Source organism: Streptomyces sp. NBC_01237 (assembly GCF_035917275.1).
Lineage (GTDB): Bacteria > Actinomycetota > Actinomycetes > Streptomycetales > Streptomycetaceae > Streptomyces.
The window spans coordinates 7,622,145-7,644,683 of sequence record NZ_CP108508.1; the positions used below are offsets into that span (position 1 = coordinate 7,622,145).

The 22,539-nt window shown below is 71.8% G+C and carries 17 protein-coding genes; 8 read left to right on the forward strand and 9 right to left on the reverse strand.

Annotated elements, in window-relative coordinates; genetic code table 11:
* Positions 1 to 2: 2 nt before the first annotated feature.
* On the reverse strand, positions 3 to 767 hold the full coding sequence (locus tag OG251_RS33745) for an IclR family transcriptional regulator (RefSeq protein WP_326680656.1): 765 nt from the start codon (positions 765 to 767) through the stop codon (positions 3 to 5).
* A gap of 564 nt (positions 768 to 1,331) precedes the next feature.
* Here OG251_RS33745 and OG251_RS33750 point away from each other — a divergent pair.
* The 5 genes from OG251_RS33750 to OG251_RS33770 all read left to right on the forward strand — a co-directional run bounded on the left by OG251_RS33750 (position 1,332) and on the right by OG251_RS33770 (position 6,334).
* Positions 1,332 to 2,996 (forward strand): ATP-binding protein, encoded by a 1,665-nt coding sequence (locus OG251_RS33750; RefSeq protein WP_326680657.1) that lies wholly within the window; start codon positions 1,332 to 1,334, stop codon positions 2,994 to 2,996.
* Positions 2,993 to 3,400 carry a roadblock/LC7 domain-containing protein gene (locus tag OG251_RS33755; protein WP_073719834.1) on the forward strand — a complete coding sequence of 136 codons (408 nt, stop codon included), beginning with the start codon at positions 2,993 to 2,995 and terminating at the stop codon, positions 3,398 to 3,400. Before OG251_RS33750 ends, OG251_RS33755 begins: the two co-directional genes overlap by 4 nt.
* Positions 3,397 to 3,768, forward strand: a complete 372-nt coding sequence (locus tag OG251_RS33760) for a DUF742 domain-containing protein (protein WP_073719833.1) — start codon at positions 3,397 to 3,399, stop codon at positions 3,766 to 3,768. The genes OG251_RS33755 and OG251_RS33760 overlap by 4 nt, the downstream gene beginning before the upstream one ends.
* On the forward strand, positions 3,749 to 4,363 hold the full coding sequence (locus OG251_RS33765) for a GTP-binding protein (protein ID WP_326680658.1): 615 nt from the start codon (positions 3,749 to 3,751) through the stop codon (positions 4,361 to 4,363). Before OG251_RS33760 ends, OG251_RS33765 begins: the two co-directional genes overlap by 20 nt.
* A 276-nt stretch (positions 4,364 to 4,639) precedes the next feature.
* Positions 4,640 to 6,334: a cytochrome P450 gene (locus OG251_RS33770; RefSeq protein WP_326680659.1), complete on the forward strand. Its 1,695-nt coding sequence runs from the start codon at positions 4,640 to 4,642 to the stop codon at positions 6,332 to 6,334.
* Between the two features lie 136 nt (positions 6,335 to 6,470).
* Here OG251_RS33770 and OG251_RS33775 read toward each other — a convergent pair whose 3' ends face one another.
* On the reverse strand, positions 6,471 to 7,754 hold the full coding sequence (locus OG251_RS33775; protein ID WP_326680660.1) for an SGNH/GDSL hydrolase family protein: 1,284 nt from the start codon (positions 7,752 to 7,754) through the stop codon (positions 6,471 to 6,473).
* 273 nt (positions 7,755 to 8,027) lie between these two features.
* Between OG251_RS33775 and OG251_RS33780 the strand changes: the two genes are divergently transcribed.
* Complete coding sequence (locus OG251_RS33780) at positions 8,028 to 9,374, forward strand: 6-phospho-beta-glucosidase (protein WP_326680661.1); 1,347 nt, start codon at positions 8,028 to 8,030, stop codon at positions 9,372 to 9,374.
* A 109-nt stretch (positions 9,375 to 9,483) separates the two neighbouring features.
* On the opposite strand, the gene OG251_RS33785 is transcribed toward OG251_RS33780, so the two are convergent.
* From OG251_RS33785 to OG251_RS33815, 7 genes are all read right to left on the reverse strand, one after another.
* Complete coding sequence (locus tag OG251_RS33785; protein ID WP_326680662.1) at positions 9,484 to 11,655, reverse strand: hypothetical protein; 2,172 nt, start codon at positions 11,653 to 11,655, stop codon at positions 9,484 to 9,486.
* Positions 11,652 to 12,755: a VWA domain-containing protein gene (locus OG251_RS33790; protein WP_326680663.1), complete on the reverse strand. Its 1,104-nt coding sequence runs from the start codon at positions 12,753 to 12,755 to the stop codon at positions 11,652 to 11,654. Before OG251_RS33790 ends, OG251_RS33785 begins: the two co-directional genes overlap by 4 nt.
* Positions 12,756 to 12,949: 194 nt before the next feature.
* On the reverse strand, positions 12,950 to 15,265 hold the full coding sequence (locus OG251_RS33795) for a DUF5682 family protein (RefSeq protein ID WP_326680664.1): 2,316 nt from the start codon (positions 15,263 to 15,265) through the stop codon (positions 12,950 to 12,952).
* Positions 15,265 to 16,458 carry an ATP-binding protein gene (locus tag OG251_RS33800; RefSeq protein ID WP_326680665.1) on the reverse strand — a complete coding sequence of 398 codons (1,194 nt, stop codon included), beginning with the start codon at positions 16,456 to 16,458 and terminating at the stop codon, positions 15,265 to 15,267. Before OG251_RS33800 ends, OG251_RS33795 begins: the two co-directional genes overlap by 1 nt.
* Positions 16,455 to 20,129 carry a WGR and DUF4132 domain-containing protein gene (locus tag OG251_RS33805; RefSeq protein WP_326680666.1) on the reverse strand — a complete coding sequence of 1,225 codons (3,675 nt, stop codon included), beginning with the start codon at positions 20,127 to 20,129 and terminating at the stop codon, positions 16,455 to 16,457. Before OG251_RS33805 ends, OG251_RS33800 begins: the two co-directional genes overlap by 4 nt.
* 153 nt (positions 20,130 to 20,282) lie before the next feature.
* Positions 20,283 to 20,720, reverse strand: coding sequence for a hypothetical protein (locus tag OG251_RS33810; protein ID WP_073719826.1), 438 nt, complete (start codon positions 20,718 to 20,720; stop codon positions 20,283 to 20,285).
* Positions 20,714 to 21,172: an ATP-binding protein gene (locus OG251_RS33815; RefSeq protein ID WP_326680667.1), complete on the reverse strand. Its 459-nt coding sequence runs from the start codon at positions 21,170 to 21,172 to the stop codon at positions 20,714 to 20,716. The genes OG251_RS33810 and OG251_RS33815 overlap by 7 nt, the downstream gene beginning before the upstream one ends.
* A 204-nt stretch (positions 21,173 to 21,376) precedes the next feature.
* Here OG251_RS33815 and OG251_RS33820 point away from each other — a divergent pair, with 204 nt between their 5' ends.
* Positions 21,377 to 22,237 (forward strand): helix-turn-helix domain-containing protein, encoded by an 861-nt coding sequence (locus OG251_RS33820; RefSeq protein ID WP_073719824.1) that lies wholly within the window; start codon positions 21,377 to 21,379, stop codon positions 22,235 to 22,237.
* Positions 22,237 to 22,473 (forward strand): DUF397 domain-containing protein, encoded by a 237-nt coding sequence (locus OG251_RS33825; RefSeq protein ID WP_010058136.1) that lies wholly within the window; start codon positions 22,237 to 22,239, stop codon positions 22,471 to 22,473. Before OG251_RS33820 ends, OG251_RS33825 begins: the two co-directional genes overlap by 1 nt.
* The last annotated feature ends 66 nt before the right edge of the window (positions 22,474 to 22,539 follow it).

The following is a 22,539-nucleotide window of genomic DNA, read 5'->3' on the forward strand; positions in this document are numbered from 1 at the left end:
GGTCAGAGGCCGTGCCCGGATCTCAGCAGCGCGGCCGACTGCCGCAGCAGCCCCGCCCGTTCGGCCAGGGCGCTGTCCCCGGAACGGTCGGCGGGGGCCGATGCCACCAGGGCGAGGCGGTCGCGCCAGCTGGACCCGGCCAGTGGCACCGCGACGGTGTACATCCCCGGGACCGGCTCACTCCGGCTCAGCGCGTGCCCGGCCGCACGGATCTCGTCCAACTCGGCCAGCAGAGCCGTGCGGGAGGCCGGGGTGTGCGGGGCGGCCCGCTCCAACTCCTCGTACGGATACAGGGCGCACACCTGATCCGTCGTCATCCGGGAGAGCAGCATCCTGCCGCCGGAGGTGGCGTGCGCGGGGTGGGTGCGTCCCCTCTCCAGCATCACCCGCACCGGGTGGGAGGACTCCCTGCCGTCGGTGACGATGATCTGGTCACCCATCAGCGCGACGCTCTGTACCGTCTCACCGGTCCGTCGTGCCGCGTCCTCCAGCACGGCCGCGAGCTGCTCCCGGACCGCCGCGCCGAAGCCCGCGGGGCGGCCGAGCCGCACCAGCTCCGGGCCCGCCGAGTAGCCGCGGCCCGAGGTGTCCCGGACGGCGAAACCCCGGCCTTCCAGGGTGCTGAGCACCCGGTGCGCGGTGGACCTGCCGACGCCCAGCCGTTCGGCGGCCCCGGTGACGGTGAGGGTGTCATGGGTGAGGAACAGCCGCATCAGCCGCAGACCCGTGTCCAGCGATTCGATGGTGTAGTCGCGTGCCGCCGTCATGCCGCTCCCGTTCGCCCCGTACGTGCGGCCGGCCCGTGTGCGACGCGGGCTCGGGCCGTTGTGGGCACGCGAGTTCGCGGCCCCGTGCGTCGTCCTCGTCCGGCCGTGACCGGCGGCCCGCACGGGCGACCGAGCGGTTCGTCACCACGGACATTTTGACGTCCACCCTTCCGGCGGTCACTAATCTGCTCCTTTCGATCCGGTTCGCTCACATGTGCCCCTGTCCTGCTCTGCGGTACGTGATGGGTCTCCTGGACCTGAATCGGCATCAGCATGCCGCTGCTGTCCTTCTGTGCGGTACGGGCGGGGTAAATTTCGGCCACCTCCCCCCTGTCGTCACTCCCTGCGCACGTGCGACGGCGCAGAGTGCAAAAACTGGTGAGTGTATTACTGCCGGAGTCCTCGCGCAGAGGGTTGGGTGAATATGCCGAAGCACTGTTCTGATCTGGCTAAGCTCACGCGCAGTGAAGTCGAGTTGATACGAATTCGAGCACTTGTTCATGAGTATCCGCAGTATCCGCACACGCATGCATACATCCCGGAATCAACCGCCAGAGGGTTTAGATGGTCCGTGTTGAATCACCGCCGACCGACCGAGAAATTCCCGTTGTCCGCGTAGTCCTGTTGCCCGTGGTGCTGCTCGCCGGCGCCACTGCCGCCGGTGCGGCGCTGGTGACCGAGATCGCGCGGATACCAGTCGCCGTGTGCGGCGCGATCGCCACCATCGTGGTCTCCGCGCTCGCCGTCGCGCTGAACCGCCGCCGACGCGCGATGAGCGTCCAGCGGGCCGAGTACGAACAGCGCATCGCCTACCTGGAACACCGCATTCACTCGCACGACGCCGAGACGGTGCGGCTCACCAAGGAGGTCATGCCTGCCGCGATCCGACAGCTGCGCGTGGGCAATTCACCCGAAGAGGTGATGCGCGACGTCTTCGACGCGGACGCGGCCAACCGGCACCTGCCCAAGGCGCTGCGCGAGCAGGTCTTCCAGGTCCTCGACATCATCGACGGCGAAGAGGCGCGGCGTGACTCCGCGCAGCGCGCCTTCGTCGCCGTCGCCCGGCGGGTCCAGGCCATCGTGAACCGTCAGGCGAGCGAACTGCGCGAGATGGAGGACCACTACGGGCGCAATCCCGAGGTCTTCGACGACCTGCTCCGCATCGACCACGGCACCGCGCTGATCGGCCGGCTCGCCGACTCGATCTCCGTACTCGGCGGAGCCCGGCCCAGCCGCCAGTGGCCCAAGCCGGTACCGCTGTTCAGCGTGTTGCGCGGCGCGATGTCCCGCATCCTGGAGTACCCGCGCATCGAGCTGCACTCGATCTCCAAGATCGCCATCGTGGGGACCGCGGTCGAGCCGCTCATCCACGCCTGCGCCGAACTCCTCGACAACGCGACCCGCTACTCGCCCCCGCAGACCAAGGTGCACGTCACCGCGGTCGAGGTGCAGACCGGCATCGCCATCGAGATCGAGGACGGCGGTGTCAGCCTCAGCGAGGAGGCCCGCGCCCGCGCCGAGAACATGCTGGCGCAGGCCCAGGCCGGCATCAACATGAACGACCTCGGGGAGTCCCCGCGCCTGGGCATGGCCGTCGTCGGCCGCCTCTCCCGCATGTACCAACTCCAGGTGTCGCTGCGCCAGTCGGCGTACGGCGGGGTCCGTGCCGTGCTGATCGTCCCGCGCGACATGATCACCACCGGTCCGGCACCCGGCATCGCCCACGGCATCGGTGCCACCTCGCGGCCCAACAGCTCGCTGGACATGACACAGCTCCAGCACGTCGTGCCGCCGCCCGGCAAGCGCAAGCCGAAGCCCCCGTCCACCGGCCTGCCGCCCTCCGTGGTCGCGGGTCTCCCCGAGGGCTCGGTGTCCGGACCCTCGCCGCATCCGACCGCCACGCCAACGGCCATGGAGGACGACGGCCCGATCGTGACCGAGTGGACCGAGGGCGGTCTTCCGCAGCGCCGCAGCAGGGGCCGTGCCCCGCTCGGCTCGCACAACCTCCCGCCGCAGCAGCCCGTACAGCCCGTCGTCGACTCCGCGAACGGCGGGCACGGCGGCCGGTGGGGTGCGGCGGGCGATGAGGAGGGCGGGCCCGCCAGGGGCGAGGAGAAGCCCCCCGGCCTTTGGCTGGAGGCCTTCACCAAGGCCGTCAACGGCGTGCCGCAGGAACCCAGGAACGGCGAGGACTCTGACGATGCGTGGGACAAGGGAGACCTGAAGTGATCCAGCAGCGCGGGAACATGGACTGGATGCTCAAGGAACTGGCCGACGACGTACCCAGCATCCACCAGATCGTGGTGCTCTCGTCGGACGGTCTGCGCATCGCCATGCACGGGGGAGACCCCGACGTCGCCGACCGCCTCGCGGCGGCCTGCGCCGGACTGCAGAGCCTGGCCGCGGCGGTCGCCACCGAAATCCCTTACAGCGACGGGCTGATGAAGCTCGTCGTCATCGAAGTCACCGGCGGGTTCTTCTACCTGATGGCGGCCGGGACCGGCGCGTATCTCGCGGTCCTGGCCGGTCAGACCATCGACGCAGGGATGGTCGGCGCCCGCATGCGTGATCTCGTCGTCCGGATCGGTGCCCATCTGACCAGTCCGCCGCGCCACGACAGGCAGTCCGGATGAATGCTCCCCGACGAGAACGCCGCAAGGCCGATCCGGCGCTGAGCGATCCGGAACGGCTGTATGTGATCACCGGCGAACTCGACGGCGACGGGCGGGCCTCGCTCGACCTGGTCACCATGGTCGTGGCGCACGCCGAGCCCACGCCGACGTGCCAGCCCGAGCAGGCCGCGATCCTGCGGATCTGCCGGGCACCCTTATCCGTCGCCGAGATCTCGGCCTACCTCAGCCTGCCGTTCAGCGTGGTCACTTCGCTCCTGACGGATCTGCTCGCGACCGAACTCATCGAGTCGCGCGCCCCTCTCGTCCGAGCCACTCTGCCCGACAGGTCCCTTCTCGAAGCGGTGATGCATGGACTTCAGAAACTCTGACACGATCACCGGACCCCGCAGCGAGGACGTCCTTCCCACCACGGCCAACGCCGCGGTGAAGGTCGTGATCGTCGGCGGGTTCGGGGTCGGCAAGACCACCATGGTCGGCTCGGTGAGCGAGATCCGGCCGCTGACGACCGAAGAGACCATGACCGAGGCCGGGGTCGGCGTCGACAACAACGTCGGTGTGGAGAGCAAGACCGCCACCACCGTCGCCATGGACTTCGGCCGGATCAGTCTCAGCGAGGAACTGATCCTCTATCTGTTCGGCACCCCGGGCCAGGAACGCTTCTGGTTCCTGTGGAACGGACTCTTCGAAGGGGCCCTCGGCGCCGTCGTCCTCATCGACACCAGGCGGCTCCAGGTCAGCTTCGACGTGATCGGCCGGCTGGAGGAGCGCGGTGTCCCGTTCGTCGTCGCCGTGAACACCTTCCCCGACGCACCGCACCATCCGGTCGAGGCCCTGCGCAGAGCGCTCGACCTGGCGGACGAGATCCCGATGATCGACTGCGACGCCCGGACGCGGACATCCAGCCGCGATGTGCTGATGACTCTGATGCGTTACCTGCACAGCCTGGCCGTCCCCCTCACCTGAGGACCTCGGCCGCGGACTCCTGCCGACGGCACCGCCCCTGGGCTACGCCCACGGACAACGCCCACGGAGACCACCCGCGGAGGCCACCCGCGGACTTCGTCCGTCGGCACCGGGTCCGCTGACTGTTCACCCGACGCACCAACTGAAGACAAAGGCGCGCGCACACCCCTGCGCGCGCCTTTGTCCCGCGCGGCACCACCCCGTGCGCCGATCGGTCGGCGCGCCCCTCGTCCGCGCCCCTTGCCCGATCCTTGGAATCCTGATCCTGGAGCGACTGTGACCATCCCCTTCCACGACGAACCCGGAGCGGCTTCCGGACCGGTCCCGCCTCCCGAATGCCCCGCCCACGGCGTCGGAGTCGGACCTGGCGGGCTGCGTCGGTTCTACGGACCCGAGGCGGAGAACGACCCCGCCGGTCTCTACGACAAGCTGCGTGCCGAACACGGCTCGGTCGCCCCGGTGCTGCTGCACGGGGACGTACCCGCCTGGCTCGTCCTCGGGCACAGCGAGAACCTGCACCTGACCCGGACACCCTCCCAGTTCTCCCGGGACTCCCGGCGCTGGCGGGCCCTGCAGGACGGCAGCGTCGCCCCGGACCACCCGCTGGCCCCGATCTTCACCTGGCAGCCGGTCTGCGTGTTCGCCGACGGAGCCACCCATGAACGTCAGCGCGGCGCGGTCACCGACAGCATGGAGCGCATCGACACCCGTGGGGTGCGCCGCCACATCAACCGGTTCAGCAACCGGCTCGTCAACGACTTCTGCGAGAAGGGCACCGCCGACCTGGTCGGCCAGTTCGCCGAGCATCTGCCGATGATGGTGGTGTGTGCGATCTTCGGCATGCCGGAGGAGTACGACGACGCCCTGGTGCAGGCGGCACGCGACATGATCCGGGGCACCGAGACCGCCGTCGCGAGCAACGCCCATGTCGTCGCCGCGCTGACCCGGCTCGTCGAAGGGCGCCGCGCCGCCCCCGCTCCGGACCTCGCCAGCTGGCTCCTTGAGCATCCGGCCTCGCTGACGGATGTCGAGGTCGTCGAGCACCTGCGGCTGATCCTCATCGCCGCCTACGAGTCGACGGCCAATCTGATGGCCAACGTGCTGCGGATGGTCCTCACCGACCCGCGCTTCCGCGCCCGTCTCAGCGGCGGCCACATGACGGTGCCGGAGGCCGTGGAACAGACGCTGTGGGACGAGCCGCCGTTCACCGCGGTCTTCGGCCGCTGGGCGGTCGGCGACACCGAACTCGGCGGCCAGCAGATCAAGGCGGGTGACGCCCTGCTCGTCGGCATCGCCGCGGCCAACACCGACCCGAGGGTACGGCCGGACCTCGCCGCCAACATGGAGGGCAACCGCTCGCATCTCGCCTTCAGCGGCGGCCCGCACGAATGCCCCGGCCAGGACATCGGCCGTGCCATCGCCGATGTCGGCGTCGACGCCCTGCTGATGCGCCTGCCGGACCTGGAACTCGGCGTCGAGGAGAGCGAACTGCGCTGGGTGGGCAACATCATGTCGCGGCACCTGGTGGAGCTGCCCGCCACGTTCGCGCCGAGCCCGCAGCAGGCGGTGGACTCCGATCCGCTGTCGATGATGGCCCGCTCCCGGCCGGCCGTCGACTGGGAGGTCTCCTCCCCGTCACGCCCCGTCCCCGCGCCGGCGTCCAGCGCGGTGGGGACGCCGCCCGCCCATGCTCCGGGAGCGGTGCCCTACCCGGATCCGGTGATGGCGCCGGAGCCGGAGCCGACGGCGGTCCGGCCGGTCGTGCCCGCAGTCGCTCCGCCGGTCGATCCGGTGCCCGCTCCGCCGTCCGTTCCGACGGGCGGCCCGACGGCAGACCCGGCGGCCGTCCGGGAGAGCGACGATCCGGCGGGCGGTGACCCGGCCGGTACCGCCGCGATTCCGCAACAACGTGGCCCGGGGGCGCCGGCCCGACTGTGGCGGGCGGTGTCGCGCTGGTGGTACGGCAGCTGAAGCCCCGTTGACGCCCGTCGCACGACGCCACCGGGGGCCCCGGACCCGCGCGGTCCGGGGCCACCCGGCAGGGGGAGAACTCCGGATACACCCGGCTGCGCCCGGTTCGGCTCCGGCTGTACCCGGCTGCGCCCGCTCAGCTCAGGTCGCACCGCAGGTCGTCGGGGTCGACGGTGCGGCTCATGACCTCCATGCCCGCGTCGTTGGGGTGGAGATGGTCACCGCTGTCGAAGGCGGGCAGCATCCGGGCGGGAGCCGACGGGTCCCTGGTCGCCGCGTCGAAGTCGGCGACCGCGTCGAAGGCTCCGCTGTCGCGGATGAACGCGTTCACCGCCTGCCGGACCTGCTCACCGCCCGTGTTCCAGTCGCGCCAGCCCTCGTACGGCATGACGGTCGCCCCGACCACACAGACACCCGCCGCGTGCGAACGCGCGATGATCTCCCGGTATCCCGCGATCATTTGGCCGGCGGTGGGGGCCGGGACGGACTTGATGTCGTTGACCCCCTCCAGCAGAATCACCGTCTCCAGCCCGCGCTGCGACAGGACGTCCCGGTCGAGCCGCTTCAGGGCGCTCTGCCCGGCGCCGTCGCTGAGCACCTTGTTGCCGGAGATGCCCTCATTGGCGACACCCTTGACGCGCGTGCTCCGGTCGACGGCGAGCCGTCCCGCCAGCAGGTCGGGCCAGCGGCGGTTGGTGTCCTGCGTCGAACTCGACCCGTCCGTGATCGAGTCGCCCAGCGCCGCCACCGCACCCGTGCCGAGGCGGGCGCCCACCACGACGGCGTCGAGATAGAACCAGGACGAGATCCGCTGCGTGAACGCGTCGGCCGACTCCTGCGCCGTGTGATCACCGACGGGCGCGACATACGAGGTCTGGAGCGCCATCCGGTGACCGGACGCGATAGTTCCGGACGTCCGTACGTAGATGCTGACCGCGAGGTCCGATCCCGGCCGGACGGTGCCGGGCAGCGCGTCGCTGTACACGGAACCGCCCGCCGGTACGGTGACGGACGGCGAACCCCCGAACGACAGGGCCCGGTTGGTGCCGGGGACCACCGTGGCGCCGGTCGCCCGCTCTCCGGCGTACGCCCGTCCGAAGGTGACGGGCTGATCGCCGAAGGCGTTGGACAGACGGATCCGCAGGCCCTGGCCGCCGGTGCTCGTGCGCACGACGAGGCGGTAGGTGCGGTCCTGGGTGGGAGCGACCTGACGGTCGGCGCTCGCGGCCCAGGTGACCACCTGGGAAGTGGCACGACCGGTACCGGTGGTACTCGCGGTATCGGCGGCGCCGTCGGCGCTGTCGGCCGATGACACGGCTGCCGCGGTCAGCACGCTGCCCAGCGCCACGGCTGCGGCGAGCGTGGTGAGCGAGGCGCGCCGTCGCCAACGGCGTCCGTCCGGTGGAGTGTCGATGTTCATGGGTGCTGATTCCTCCCCTTGCGGTGCGGGGCCGTCCTGCCCCGGCGCACGTCCTGCGCCGGGATCAGGATTTTCATGGGCATGCCAGGTGGCGCACGGAAGGCATTGACCCTCCTGGTGGTAAGCGCTGTCTACGCCGTGTGTGCGTAATGGCCCGCGTACGCCCATGATTCGGCCGAACCCCGCCGCTGCCCCGCCACGGCGCGCAGGGGGCACCCCGCCGACCGGCGCGCACCGTGGATTCGTCCGGCCACCCCCGTACCATCGAGCAGCGTGAAGCTGACAATTCTTGGCGGTGGCGGATTCCGGGTGCCTCTCGTGTACGGGGCTCTGCTCGGCGATCATGCCGAGGGCCGCGTTTCCCGGGTGACCCTGTACGACACGGACGCCGACCGGCTCACGGCCGTCGCCCGGGTGCTCGACGAACAGTCCGCGGGGGTCCCGGACGCCCCCGCCGTCGTGGCCACCACCGAACTCGACGAAGCCCTGCGCGGCGCCGACTTCATCTTCTCGGCGATCCGTGTCGGCGGACTCGAAGGACGCGCTGCCGACGAACGGGTGGCCCTCGATGAGGGTGTGCTCGGCCAGGAGACCGTCGGTGCGGGCGGTATCGCGTACGGACTGCGCACCGTGCCCGTCGCGGTCGGCCTCGCCCGGCGCATCGCCCGGCTCGCCCCGCACGCCTGGGTCATCAACTTCACCAACCCCGCGGGCCTGGTCACCGAGGCCATGTCCCGCCACCTCGGCGACCGGGTCATCGGCATCTGCGACTCCCCGGTGGGGCTCGGCCGACGGATCGCCCGGGTGCTCGGCGCCGACCCGGACCGGGCCTGGGTCGACTACGCCGGACTCAATCACCTCGGCTGGGTCCGGGGCCTGTACGTCGACGGCCGTGACGAGCTGCCCCGGCTGCTCGCCGACCCGGCACTGCTCGGCTCCTTCGAGGAGGGCAGGCTCTTCGGCGCCGAACTGCTCCGGTCGCTGGGTGCGATCCCCAACGAGTATCTGCACTACTACTACTTCAACCGGGAGGCGGTCCGCGCCTACCAGGAGGCGGAGCAGACCCGGGGCGCCTTCCTGCGCGAGCAGCAGCAGGGTTTCTACGCCCGGATGCAGCAGCCGGACGCCCCGGCGTGGACCACCTGGGACCGGACGCGCGCCGAGCGGGAAGCCACGTACATGTCGGAGAACCGGGACGTGGCCGGGGTCGGCGAGCGCGACGGGAGCGACCTGGAGTCCGGCGGTTACGAACAGGTCGCCCTGGCCCTGATGCGGGCCATCGCCCGCAACGAGCGGACCTCGCTGATCCTCAACGTCCGCAACCGCACCACCCTGTCGGTGCTCGACGCGGACGCCGTCATCGAGGTGCCCTGCCTCGTCGACGCGAACGGCGCCCACCCGGTCGCCGTCTCGCCCCTTCCGTACCACGCGGTCGGCCTCGTCACCTCGGTGAAGGCGGTCGAACGGGCGGTGCTCGACGCGGCCGCGAGCGGTTCACGCACCACAGCGACGCAGGCGTTCGCGCTGCACCCGCTGGTCGACTCCGTCGCGGTGGCCCGCCGGCTGCTCGACGGATACCTCCGTGCCCACCCGGGCCTCGCCTACCTCGACAAGCCGTAACCGGCCGTCGTCGGTCGGCCCGGTACGGTTCCGGCGCCGCTTCCCGGACGACGTCTCAGATGGCGTCCCGGGTGGGTTCCCGGGCCGCACGGGTGACCTTCCGTTCACGTCACGGGGTGTCGGCGGCCCGGAGTTCGGCGCTGACCAGGAGCTGGAGCTGAGCCTCCAGCCAGGCGGCGGAGCGGGCCGTCTCACCCGAGCGCTCGCCGCCGCCACTCCCGTCACCGGTGCTGTGGTCTCCGTCTCCGTCGGTGGTGGTGCCGGCGTTCAGGAAGGCGCGCAGCAGCGCCGCCGACCGGGTCAGTCCGGTCCGGGCCAGTGCGGTGGCCGCCTCGTCGATCCGGTCGCGCGCCGGGGCCGACAGATGGCGCAGGCCACTGTGGGCCACCGCCGCGAGGGCGGCGAGCGCCTCGTCCAGCGCGACGGCCAGCGGATCGGGCGAGGGCCGCACCACCGCGGCCAGGACCGCGGAGCCGTCGCCGGGGGTCAGATCGGGCACGGTCACCCCGGCCGGTGTCAGCACCGCGATCGGGTCGATCCGGATACCGCCGCCCGAGCGGTGCACCGCGCCGCTGATGAGTGTGGGCCCGCCCGACAACGCGTCGGCCAGGGCGTCCAGCGCCCCGGGACACTCCGGCCGGTAATCGGAACACACCAGGGCCGACGTGCCCGCCGCATCCCGCACCACCGCTTCGAGCCGCTGCTCGGCCGGGTCGTAACCGATGCTCTCCACCTCCGACAGCGCGATGACCCGCACCGTCTCCGCCTCGACACGCGGGCGGATCAGCCGGGGCGGCCTGCCCTCCCACGAGGCGGTCAGCGCCGCCAGATCGCGTACGAGCAGGGGTTCGGCGAGCTCCGTCCAGGCGCCGCCGACCGGAGTGATGCTGGTCGTGCCCAGCCGGCCGCGGGCGACCGTCAGGGCGCGGCTCGCCGTCCGTCGCACGCTTTCGCTGACCAGGCTGCCGGTGGCCAGCGCGGCCAGGCTCGTACCGAGGACACGCCGGGTGGAGAGCCGGGCCCCGGTGGTCCGCTCCCCGTCCGCCGCGGCCCACTCCTTGCGGAGTACGAGCACGGTGGCGGCGCCCGGATGCGCGAAGTACACCTCGGCGACGGAACTGTTCCCGACGGTACGTATCCGGCAGCCGAGGGAGATGAGCCGGACCCGGCGCAGGGGGGTGTCGCCCGCTTCCTGGGTGCCGAGAACGCCGGGGAGCGCCGCCGCCCGGCGCCGCGCATGGATCTCCGTGAGCAGTTCGGCGACCCGCTCGGGGCGGTATCGGGCGCTGCGGTCGGCGTACGCCGAGAGCTGGTCGGTCAGTTCGGCCACGGCACCGGCCGGCCAGTGCAGGGAACTCGCGGTCAGCGCCTCACCGGCACGGGTCAGCGCACCCCCGAGGACCGGGCTCGCGTGCGCCGCGCCCGACAGCAGCAGCTCGTCGGCCAGACCGGCGACCGTGTCCAGCCCGCGGCCCGCCGCGGCCCGGACGGTGGCACCGCCGCCCACCCGGACGGCGGACTCACCCGTCCGGTCCGCCTCGCGGAACGCCCACACGGCGAGGGTCACCACCTCGCCCTTCAGCATCGCGGCCGCGTCGGTCAGGGCATACGCGATCTCGCCGGGGATCGGGAAGCTCACCGTGCACGTGGGCAGTTCGACCCAGGGGCCGGGCCGTTGTGCCGTGGGGCGGTGGACGCGTGCACCGTAACCGCGTTCGAAGGTGCGACGGGCCGAGGCGAGTGCGCGGGCCCCGAAGGCGGCCGTCAGTACTGCGTCGTCCGCGGAACCGGGGGACCAGGCAAGGACGGGGGCCGGGACCGCACCCGCCCCTGTTCCCGCTCTCGGTTTTGGCGCCGCCCCCGTTGCCGACCCCGGCTCCGTCCCCGCTCCTGGTCCCGCGTCCGGTGCCTCGCCGGATGTGGGCGCGGCCGGTGGGTGCTCCGGCGGCGTGGCGGTGCGCTGGTAGGCGATCACCAGCGCGATGAGGTGGCGGCAGACACCGGGAGCCGCACAACTGCACGCACCGTTCTCCAGCCCCGCGCCGGGCGGCAGTGAGGTGGCCGTCCCGTCCCCGAAGCGGGCCCCCACGGTGGCGTCGGCATCGATGGTGACCGCCGGGACCGTCCCCGCGTCCAGCTCCTTCGTGGCGCGCTTGACCAGGCCGCGGTTGGCGAGGGCGGCGAGGGTGTCCGGGGTCAGGGCCAGCAGGTCGCGGCGGGTGGCGGCGCCCGCCCCGCCCGTACCCGGCAGGGCGTTCGTGAGGGCGGTCGTGTCGGTCATCGGCCCAGCCTCTCGGCGACGAACTCGGCCAGCCGCGCCGGTGTCATGGCACCGATGTGCGCCCCGGCCCCGGCCAGCCGGCCGGCCAGCTCGCGGTCGTAGTCGGGGGTCGCGTCCTCGTCGAGCGCCGCGAGCCCCAGCACGGTGGTGCCCTGCTCGGTGAGCGCACGCACCGAACGCACCAGCCGGACGGGGTCGCCCCCCTCGTAGAAGTCGGTGATCAGGGCGACGATCGTGCGGCGCGGATTCTCCACCAGGCCCGCCCCGTACGACACGGCGCGGGCGATGTCCGTGCCGCCGCCGAGCTGTACCCGCATCAACAGCTCCACCGGATCGGTCACATCGGAGGTCAGGTCGACGACATTGCTGTCGAAGGCCACGAGATGGGTCTTGAGGCCGGGGACCCCCCACAGACAGGCGGCGGTCACCGCGGAGTGGATCACCGAACCCGCCATCGAGCCCGACTGGTCCACCAGCAGGATCAGCTGCCACTGCGTCAGATGCCGCTGGGTACGGGAGTGGAAGTAGGCGCGCTCGATGAGGATGCGGCGTTCCTCGGGCTGGTAGTGCGCGAGATTGGCCCGCACCGTCTGCCGGAAGTCGAAGTCCCTCGCCAGCGGTACCCGGCTCGGTCTGCGGGAGCGGGTGCCGTGGAAGGACCGGCGGATCTCCGGTCGCAGCCGGGCGAGCAACTGCTCGACGACCGAGGCGACGATGCGCCGGGCGAGCAGCAGCACCTGCGGGTTCATCAGATGCTTCGTACGCAGCACCGCGCGCAGCAGGGTGGGGCTCGGCTCGACCCGCTCCAGCACCGCCGGGTCCGTGACGATCTCCTGGATGCCGTACCGCTCGACGGCGTCGCGCTCCAGGCGTTCGACGGTGTCCTTCGGGAAGAGCCGGTGGATGTCCTCCAGCCAGTCGATCGCGGTCACGGCCGAAGGCCCGTCGCCCGCGGTACGCCGGGTGGTGGATCCGGAGCGCCGGACACCGCGCCGTCCGAGGTCGGGATCCCGGCCGTAGAGCCAGTCCAGCGCGGCGTCCTGTGCGGCGGCCCCCTCGCCCAACGGCCCGGTACGGGTCTCGGCCGGGGACCCCAGCACCAGCCGCCAGCGTTCAAGTCCCGCGTCAGGAGCGCCAGGAGCGCCGGAAGTGCCAGAAGCACCAGGAGTGTCAGAAGCACTGGGAGCCACGGCAGTCACCGCAGTCGCAGCAACGCCGGGAACGCCGGAACGGTCGCTTCCCTCCGGCCCGTCCGGCCCATCATGCCCGTGGGCGGGCAGGGGTGCGGATGCGGTCATGGTGCGACTCCCAGTCCGTAACGGGCCAGCAAACGGGACACGTCCTCCTCCAGGGCGCCGGCCCGGACGGTCAGCAGCGGGTCGGCCGTGGTCCGCAGCAGCGAGCGTGCGGAGCCCCGTACTCCGCGGCGCTCCAGGAGCCGGGCCGCGATCCGCTCCCGCTCGCGGGGCGGGAAGTACGCGAACGCCTGGCGCAGGGCGGGCAGCCCGGACATGAAGTCCGCGTCGGGGAGGGCGCCGAGGAGATCGTCCAGCACCGCGATCAGCGACGCGGAACCGTCGGCCGGCACACCGGTCACCTCCTCGCGGGCCACCGCGAACAGCCCGGCCAGCCAGTCGCCGAGCGCGTCCGCACCGCCTGCCGCGACCGAGTGCACGGCGGGGCCCGGATCGTCGGGGACACCGGATTCCAGCGTGCGGTACAGGCCGAAGGCCGCGCCGCGCAGGTCGAGCGGCGCGGCCAGGTCGCGGCTGACCCGCAGGGCGATCCCGGTCACGGTCTCCCGTGCCACCGACAGCAGTCCGGGCGCGTGCAGCACCGCGTCCCGCACCGCGGCCACCGCCCGCAGCCGGGGGAAGTCCACGCCCGGAGCCCCGCGAGCCCCTTCGATCAGCCAGAGCAGCCGGACCGCGGCGCCGTCGATCACGGAGCCGAGGAGCGGGCCGCGGGCCACCCCGTACACCCGGTCGTGCCGCCACAGGCCGAGCGCCGTGGCAAGCACCTCACCGAGCGGGCCGGGCACCTTCAACCCGTCGACCCGGTCCGCCAGTTCGGTCAGGAGAGGTTCGGACAGGGCGCCCGCTCCGCACAGCACGGCGTCGAACAGGGCGCCCGCCAGCGTGTCCGCCCCCGCCTCGATCACGCGCGTGCGCTCGGTGAGCGAGGCCGCCGCGGCTTCCGCGAGACTCGCCCCGTACGCCCCGGCCTCGACGAGTGCGGCGTCCCGGCCCGGTGCCGGGGTGGACTCCCAGCGCTCGGTGAACACGGGGTCGATGCCGTGCTCGGGGCCCGCGGTCCGGGTGTGGCCGGGCACGCCGAGGACCCGCAGCCGGTGCAGGACCCGGCTGCGTTCCAGATCGCCGGCGTCCATGAGATCGAGGCTGTACGCCGTCTCCCGGGCGCCGTCCAGCCGCAGCCGGGCGAGCTGTGCCGCCACATCGTGCACCAGCGGGGGCGCCGGGGTGGCGGGATGCAGCCGTCCCGTACGGTCACCGCTGCACGCCGCCACCATCTCGACAACGGCGGGATGGGTGCCCGCCGCCAGCGCTCCCCTGGACGTCCAGGGGAGCGGGCCGTCCAGATCGTCCGTGATCAGCGCGCCCGCCAGGCCGTCCAGGACATCGATCCTCGCGGGACGGGGATGGCCGCGCAGCGCCGTGAGGCCCTGGGCCATGCTCCGGGCCGCGATCAGATCGGCGGTGGACACGACGTGCTTACGGGCCCGCAGCCGCTCGACGACGACACGCAGCAACCCGTCCGCCGCGGCTTCGGGGCCCGCCTCCCACACCTGTTGGTAGTAGCCGGGCGACGGCATGCCCGACTGATAGCCGGAGAAGGAGTCCAACTGGCGGAAGGAGTAGGGCACCAGGAAACTCCCGGCCTGCGCACCGGCAGGCGGAACGGGCACCTCCGGCCACCCGTCCGCGCCGACGGTCCACCCGCCCTCGGTGCCACCCGCCACCAGCGCGCGCAACGCCGGCTGGTGGAAGCCGCCGGTGACCACCAGTACCGGGCGGCCGCCGGACGCGGCGAGAGCCGACCGCACCCACGCGGCCATGTACCCCTCGCGCGCCCGGTCGCGGTCATCGGCCTCCGCGTCGCCGCGCACCAGGGCGAAGTAGGCGTCGAGCCGCTCCGCGAGCCCGTCGTCCGGTTCGACCTCGAAGAGCCGGTCCCACAGGGCGTCCGAGGAGTCCACCGCGAAGTGCTCGCACAGTCGCGCCGTGGCGTGCGCGTACCGGGCCTCCGCATCGGCGTACCGGTTTGAGCGGTCGGCGAACGCCGGGTGCCAGGCGGGCAGATCGATGAAGCGGACCTCGGCCCCGGCCGCCCGGCCCGCCCGCAGCGCGACCCACTCGGGGGAGTAGTCGCACAGCGGCGCCCAGGACGTGGCCGACCGGTCCTCGTCGCGGTAGTGGCTGAACACCGCGACCGGCAGGTCGTGCCCGAGCAGCAGTTCGTCCAGCCGGGTGTTCATCTCGGCCGGGCCCTCCACCAGCACATGGGCGGGCCGCAGGCGCTCGATGGTCCGCTCGACGAGCCGGGCGCAGGCCGGGGAGTGGTGGCGTACCCCCAGGAACACGGCGGACATCAGTCGGCCAGCAGATGACGCGCGTCGTACAGGGCCTGCCACTGCGGGCCCCGGCGACGCTGCACCTGCTGTTCGAGATAGCGGCGCAGCCGGGCCAGGTCCTCCGGACTGTCCTTCGCCGCCGTACCGGCCAGACAGGCCACGACATCGGCGGCGCTGCCCGGCTCACCGCGCAGGAACCAGCCGCGCACCCCCACCGCATGGGCCACCGAGACCGCCTCGGCCGTGCTCATCACCGCCGCGGGCCGGTCCGGGCCCGCGCCGCCCCTGGCGCCGCCGCCCGCCCGCAAGTCCCGGAACGTACCGACCAGGACCTCCAGCACATCCCGGTCCGGCGGCGGCTCCACCCCCGAACGCCGCAGCAGCGTGGCCACCTCGGCCTCGACCAGGGCCAGCTCGGTGTCCAGATCGGGGATCGGGAATACCGTCTCGAAGTTGAACCGCCGCTTGAGCGCCGCGCTCATCTCATTGACGCCCCGGTCCCGGGTGTTGGCGGTGGCGATGACATTGAACCCCTGACGGGCGAAGACCATGCCGTCGGCGCCCGGGAGTTCGGGAATGGCCACGACCCGCTCGGAGAGCAGCGAGAGCAGCGAGTCCTGGACCTCCAGCGGACAGCGGGTGATCTCCTCGAAGCGTACGATCCGGCCCTCCGCCATCCCGCGCAGCATCGGGGCCGGTACCAGCGACCGGGGCGAGGGGCCCTCGGCCACCAGCAGCGCGTAGTTCCAGCCGTACTTGATCTGGTCCTCGCTGGTGGCCGCGCCGCCCTGCACGGTGAGTGTCGAGACCCCGCTGACCGCCGCCGCGATCAGCTCGGACAGCAGGGACTTCGCCGTGCCCGGTTCGCCGACGAGCATCAGCCCGCGGCTGGTGGCGAGCGTCACCAGAGCCCGGTCGACCAGCGACGGATTGCCGACGAACTTGCGGCTGACGCCCGCGCTGTCGTCGCCGATGACGAACCGCCTGGCCGCCCGCAGGCTCAGCTCCCAGCCCGGTGGCCGCGGATCGCGGTCCGCGGCCCGCAGCGCCGCCAGCTCGTCCGCGTACCGCACCTCGGCCGGTGGCCGCTGCACGGCGGCCGGCCCGCCCTCCTCGACGGGGGAGCTCCCCCGTACCGACGCACCGCTCGCCTCGGCGGCACCGTCTCCCGGCACCACGGCCCCGTCCTCTTCCCTCGTCCGCACGCTCATGCCACGACACCCTCGGTCAGCTCCGCCAGGTCGGCGAGCAGTTCGGACACGACCACCGCACCGAGGCCGCCGAAACGCAGCGGGTGGGCGCGCCTCTCCCAGTGATCGGTGGGCTCGGTGTCGAGCCAGACCGTTTCGAGCTTCTGGTCCGGGAACATGTCGACGACTCCGACGGCGATGCCCTCGTACAGGCCGATCACCAGATAGCAGTCCTCGCCGAGCCGCTTGGAGATCCAGCGCTCCACGCCCGCGTCCTGCGGCACTCCGCGCTGCCAGCCGCGCCGCTCCAGTCCCAGCACCTTGCCTATCGGCACCGTGAGCCCCTCGAACCGGGGCAGCCGGTAGCCTCCGGCCTCCTCCTCCGTCAGCGCGTACACCGCCCGGCCGAGCTGCGGGAACGGCTGAAGGATCTCGTAGTCCGCGAACATCTCCGACCAGAGGGTCAGTTCGTCCCCCAGGTGCAGCGGGTGCGCGAGGCCGACCGTGGCCCCGTCGGGCAGGGCGAACACCTCGTCCTCGGCGTCGGCGAACGTACGGTCCTCCGCCACCCGGAACGGTGTCCGCACCCCGTCCAGCTCGCTCAGCCACACCAGCCGGCGTACCAGGTGCCGGAGCAGCGGATGGCCGACGAACAGCTCGCGGAACTCCTGAGCCGTCCAGGAACGGTCCGTCACCATGGCCGCTTCCAGCCGCCGCACCTGATCGGAGGCGACCGTGCGCACGTCCTTCTTCAGGGCCATGAACCGCTTGCGCTCCGCCGGGGCCAGCTCCGTGTCGTCCCGAGCGCCGGGCGTCGGCAGGTCCTTGCGCCGCTTGCCGTCGGCGTCCAGCACATACGGCCTCAGCTGCTCGTCGAAGCCGACCGTGAACGTCCGCGTGCCGTAGTCGATGACCGTCGAGCCGTTGTCGTCCAGCCCGAAGTCGGGCACCAGCCGGTCCGCGAGCTGCTCCCCGGTCAGCTCCAGTGCCGACGCCACCTCGGCGATCTTCTCCTGGGCCCGGACCTTCAGCCCCTTGAACTTCACCCGCTGCGAGATGCCGTTCAGATGCAGCAGCGCGACATCACTGCCGATGGCGGCGAGCACGTCGAGGCCCTCCACGGCCCGGTGGTGTGCGCCCTCTCCGGGCCAGGACCGGATGATCGGAGTCAATCGGCGCACCGTCCCGTCGTCGCCCAGGAGGCCCAGCGCATGCAGGGCCCAGGACTCCGCGGCCGGCAGATCGGCGTGCTGCCACTGCTGGAACAGGGCCCAGGCGAACTCCGCGAGCGAACCGGCGTCCGCGGTCTCCGTGAGCGCGGCGACACCCGCGTACGCCTCCCCGGGCCTGGACAGGGCCAGCATCATCACGGCGTCGCGCACCGACTGCTCGGGGAGCGCGCCACCGGTCCGGACCAGGATCTGCGGCAGCAGCACGGGCTCCGCCCACCCCGGTACGGCCGGCATCTTCGAGGGCAGGACGCGCTCCAGCGGATCGGTGGCGAGCAGCGCCTCGACGGCTTCCGCGGCCCGCGGACCGTACGACGCGGCGGCCTCGCGCACCACCTGGTCGCCGTGCACCGCGGCGATCTGGAGCAGGGCGTGCTCGGCGGAGCGCCGGGTGGCACCGGCCTTGCCGACCGCGTCGGGAACCAGCAGTGCGGCGGCCTCGGCTCCGTGCCGCGCGAACCAGGCGCGCGCCGTCGTCGCGGCGGACTTGAGCCGCACCGCCCAGTGGGCCATCTGCCGTGCGACGCGCACATCGAGGAACGGGAGCAGCAGCGGCGCGAGCTGACCGGGCTGGCGGGGTACGGCCCGCAGCAGCAACGGCAGGGCGGCGAGCCCGAAACGGGCGGTGATCGGCCTGAGCGTGTCCCCGGCGTCCCACAGGTCGGTCGGGTCCCAGGTGGCGAGGTGGGGTGCGACCAGTTCCTCGGGCCCGTGGATGTAGACCCAGGCGGGCTGGAGGCTGTCGGAGTCGAGGGTGTGACGCAGCTGCGTCATCTCCTTCTCCCAGTCGTGGATATTGTGCTCGCGGGTGTACCAGCTGGTGCATGCCGCCCACCGGTCCCGTTCGTCGGGCTGCCAGTGCACCGAGGGCTCGTGCACCGCTTCCAGTCCGGTCACGACGACCGTCCCGGCCTGGGTGCGCGGCCGGGACCACGGCGGCGACGTCAGCACGGCCGGCAGCGCGTGCAGGGGCGCGTCGGCGATCCGGTCCACGGGGTTGAGGAGTGGTTCGACGATCTCCGCGAGCTCGGGGGAGAAGGTCGGGAGCACGGTCGCCACCAGCTCACGGTGGGCGCCGATATGGCCGAGGAGCAGCTTCCGCGATGCCTTGGACGTCGGGCTGTCCGTGTCCCGCACGTCGGCGCCGAGCAGCCGCAGCGCCCGTACGGGATAGCGGCGCATCGCATCGAGGAAGGCGGCGCGCGAGTGCTTCTTGTCCGAGTGGTGCAGCAGGACGAGGAACGCCTCGTCGGTCGGGATCTCGATCAGCGCCTGGGCGACGAGCTTCTCCCCGTCCGCGTAGTAGTAGCCGGTGAGGGCCTCCGCGAGCAGCGGAGTGATGGCTGTGCCGATGCCTTCGGCGACTGTCGCGATCAGCGCGACGCTGTGGTCGAAGCCGGGCGGTTCGTCGAACAGCTCGATCTGGTCGACGGAGTTGAGCGAGCAGAACACCAGGGAGCGCAGGGTCAGGTCGTGCTCCGCGATCACCTGTGCGTCCGAGCACAGATCGGCGACCCAGCCGCTCTCGCTCGGTGCCAGATAGGCCGCGATGATCTTGCGTTGCGTGTCGGTGCGGCAGTCGGCGAGTGCCGCGACCGTCGCGCGGTAGGTCTCCTCGTCGGCCGCCGCGATCAGGACCCGCAAGCGGTCGAGCGCCGGGCGGCGCTCGCTGGACCAGTAGGTGTGCCGGGCGCCGCCGAGCGGCTGGAGCAGGGGCTTGTTCCGTTGGCGCCCGTTCTGGTTCCAGCGCGCGTCGATCTGGAAGAACTCCACCGCCGCGCGCGCGGCGAACGGCAGCCCGTGCCGGGCGACCCAGGTGTCCGCCCACGCCGAGTGCGACCCGGAGATCGTGACGATCGCGGCCACCGCGGCCGCGCCGACGGGGGACGGATCACCGGCGAGCTGCGAGCGCACCTTCTCGGCGAGGGCGGTATCGGTGCGCGGCGCGAGCAGGAACTCCTCGATCCACGCGGCCTCCTCGGCCACCCGTGCCTCGACCGCCTCCAGCACCTGGCGCCGGGGCTTCCCGGGCGGCCGCGGCACGCCGCCCCGACGGGGGTGGAGCACCCGCCGCCAGTTCGCGGGGAGTTCGAAGGTGTCCTCGTCGGGGAGGACACCCGCCGAAGACGCCGCCGGGACCGAAGACACCGAGGGGACCGTGGCGCCCGATGACGCCGAGGAAGCCGAAGATGCCGCCGGGACCGTTGAAGCCGGGGAAGCGGAAGGCGCCGAAGTCTCCGCAGAGTCCGCGACCGCCGCACCCACCTCGCGGTAGCCCTTGCGTTCCTTCTCCGCGATCGTCCTGCGGATCTGCTCCTCGGCGGCGTCCGCCGACGCGAACTCCTTCGTCTGCGTCCGGCCGTCGCTCCCGCAACGCCCGTACCGCACGGTGACCGTGGCACCCTCCGCGCCGGTCTCCCAGAACTTCGAAGCAGTGCCCTCGACATACTCCCAGCGCCGCACAGGAACGCCCCCTTCACACCCCGACAGCCCGCTCCGCCGCGGGCGTTTCGATCAGTGCTGCCACAGTAGGGCCGACCACTGACAACGCAGCGTGACAAGGGTGCCGACCGGGTCCGAACGGCACCGCGGGGCCGTCCGCGAGGGGGACTTCCGTCAGGGCGCGGACACGACGCTGGGCCGTCCGGCCGCGGCCCAGGACGGGGTCACGCCGGTCACCTGGCATGCCATCAGAAAAAGCGGAATGGGCGGGGTGTAGGGCGTGAGGCTGTCGGGGGCGTGAATGAGCCGGGGCCGCACGGCGGGGACGTACACCCCGGTCTCGTACGAAACCTGCTCGGGCCAGTCCAGGTCCAGATCCGAGCCCGCCGGAACGATCCACCACCACCGCTCGGCATCGGCGAAGACGCACCCGGTGCGCGGCAGGTGCGACATCAGCCGGAATCCGTACCGCGCGGGAACCCCCACCGCGTCACAGCCGAGGCTGGCCGACAGCGCGGGGGGCAGGGGAAGCCGTACCCGGCCCTCGCGGGTCTCGTCCCGGTCGGCGGAGTGCTGCGCTCCACGCAGCCGGGACATGGCGTTCCTCAGCATGGCTGCTCCGTGCCGTGCGGCAGTTCCGCCCAGACGATGCGCCCGGAGGCGTCCCCCGCGTCCTCGGACCCCCAGGCGCTGCTCATCGAGTCGACGAGCAGCAGGCCGCGCCCGTGCTCGTCGTCGGCCGTGCGGCGCAGGCGCGGGCCGCCCGGCTGGTGCCCCTGGTCCTGTACGGCTATGCGCAGCCGCCTGCCGAGACATCGGAGCTCGCACACCACACGGGCGCTCGCGGTGTGCACGATCGCGTTGGTCACCAGCTCCGAAACGATGAGGATCGCGGCGTCGTAGGTGTCACCGTCCAGCTTCCAGGCGTCGAGCCGGGCCCGGGTCAGCCGTCGCGCACCGGCTACCGACTCCGGTTGCGCGGGCAGCGCGAAGCAGTAACGGAGCGCTTCCGTCCCGGGGCTGAGGTCCATGAGCCGGGGGATGAGCGCACTGCCAGGTGCCACGACCGATTCCTCACAGTGGGGGCTGCGTCACGCTTTGTTCCTTTGTGAAAAAGGCGGGCGCGACCAAGTGAACTGGTTCACTCGCCAACTCTCCCCCTGACGTGAACACTTGGCAAGGGGCACTCTGAAAATTTCAGAGTGGATGTGTCCTTGGTGGCACGCACATGGCACACTGCTGCCAAACAGTGCATGGGGAGGTCTGAAGTGAGCGAACCGCGGTCCGCCCCGACCGTGGGACAGGTCGTTCTGGGCAAGCGCCTGCAGGATCTGCGGGAGCGTGTCGGCCTGAACCGTGACCAGGCCGCGAAGGTGCTCAGGGTCGCCCCCGCGACGATACGCAGGATGGAGACGGCCGAAGTCGGGCTGAAAATCCCTTATGTCCAGCTGTTGCTGAAGGCGTACGGGATAGCCGACGACGAGGCCGAGGCCTTCGTCGAGCTCGCCGAGGAGGCCAACAAGCCGGGCTGGTGGCAGCGCTTCCACGATGTGCTGCCCGACTGGTTCAGCATGTACGTCAGCCTGGAGGGTGCCGCGAGTCTGCTCCGCATGTACGAGCCGCACTTCGTCCCCGGGCTGCTCCAGACCGAGGACTACGCGCGCTCCGTGATGCGTACCGGCGCCGTCGGCCAGACCAGGCCCGAGGACATCGAGCGCCATGTCGCGCTGCGGATGGAGCGCCAGGCACTGCTCGCCAAGGGTGACGCCCCGAAGCTGTGGGTGGTCATGGACGAGACCGTCCTGCGGCGCCCGGTCGGCAGTGTCGACGCGATGCGCGGACAGATCGACAAGCTGCTCGACGCCACCGAGATGCCCCATGTGACGATCCAGATCGCGGAATTCGCCACCGGCCATCACCCCGGCACGTACGGCCCCTTCGTGCTCTTCCGGTTCGCCGTCCCCGAACTGCCCGACATGGTCTACAGCGAATACCTGACCGGCGCCGTCTACTTCGACGCGCGCCCCGAGGTGGCCTCCTACCTCGAAGTCATGGACCGTATGGCGGCTCAGGCGGCAACTGCACAACGCACGAAGGAAATCCTCAGGGACTTCCGCAAGGAGCTGTGATGAACCACATATACAACGGCATGCCGGCCGGAGACCTGGGCTCCGAAGGCTGGTACAAGCCGTGGAGCGGCGGCAACGGCGGCAACTGCATCGAGGCCATGAAGCTGGCCGACGGCAGGGTCGCCGTACGCCAGTCCGCGGATCCCGACGGTCCGGCGCTGATCTACTCCAACGGCGAGATCGCCGCGTTCATCCAGGGTGCCAAGGCGGGGCAGGCCGACTTCCTTCTCACCTGACGTACCGGCACCTATTCTCGCCCCATATCTCTTTGTTCACTGTGAACGTCGACGTACGGACAGCCA

What these genes read in the sequence shown, in the direction of transcription:
- OG251_RS33760 (WP_073719833.1), top strand. Translation starts at nt 3,397, where the DNA reads ATGAATGCTCCCCGACGAGAACGCCGCAAGGCCGATCCGGCGCTGAGC.
- OG251_RS33745 (WP_326680656.1), bottom strand. Translation starts at nt 767, where the DNA reads ATGACGGCGGCACGCGACTACACCATCGAATCGCTGGACACGGGTCTG.
- OG251_RS33775 (WP_326680660.1), bottom strand. Translation starts at nt 7,754, where the DNA reads ATGAACATCGACACTCCACCGGACGGACGCCGTTGGCGACGGCGCGCC.
- OG251_RS33795 (WP_326680664.1), bottom strand. Translation starts at nt 15,265, where the DNA reads ATGTCCGCCGTGTTCCTGGGGGTACGCCACCACTCCCCGGCCTGCGCC.
- OG251_RS33810 (WP_073719826.1), bottom strand. Translation starts at nt 20,720, where the DNA reads ATGCTGAGGAACGCCATGTCCCGGCTGCGTGGAGCGCAGCACTCCGCC.
- OG251_RS33800 (WP_326680665.1), bottom strand. Translation starts at nt 16,458, where the DNA reads ATGAGCGTGCGGACGAGGGAAGAGGACGGGGCCGTGGTGCCGGGAGAC.
- OG251_RS33750 (WP_326680657.1), top strand. Translation starts at nt 1,332, where the DNA reads ATGGTCCGTGTTGAATCACCGCCGACCGACCGAGAAATTCCCGTTGTC.
- OG251_RS33785 (WP_326680662.1), bottom strand. Translation starts at nt 11,655, where the DNA reads ATGACCGACACGACCGCCCTCACGAACGCCCTGCCGGGTACGGGCGGG.
- OG251_RS33765 (WP_326680658.1), top strand. Translation starts at nt 3,749, where the DNA reads ATGGACTTCAGAAACTCTGACACGATCACCGGACCCCGCAGCGAGGAC.
- OG251_RS33825 (WP_010058136.1), top strand. Translation starts at nt 22,237, where the DNA reads ATGAACCACATATACAACGGCATGCCGGCCGGAGACCTGGGCTCCGAA.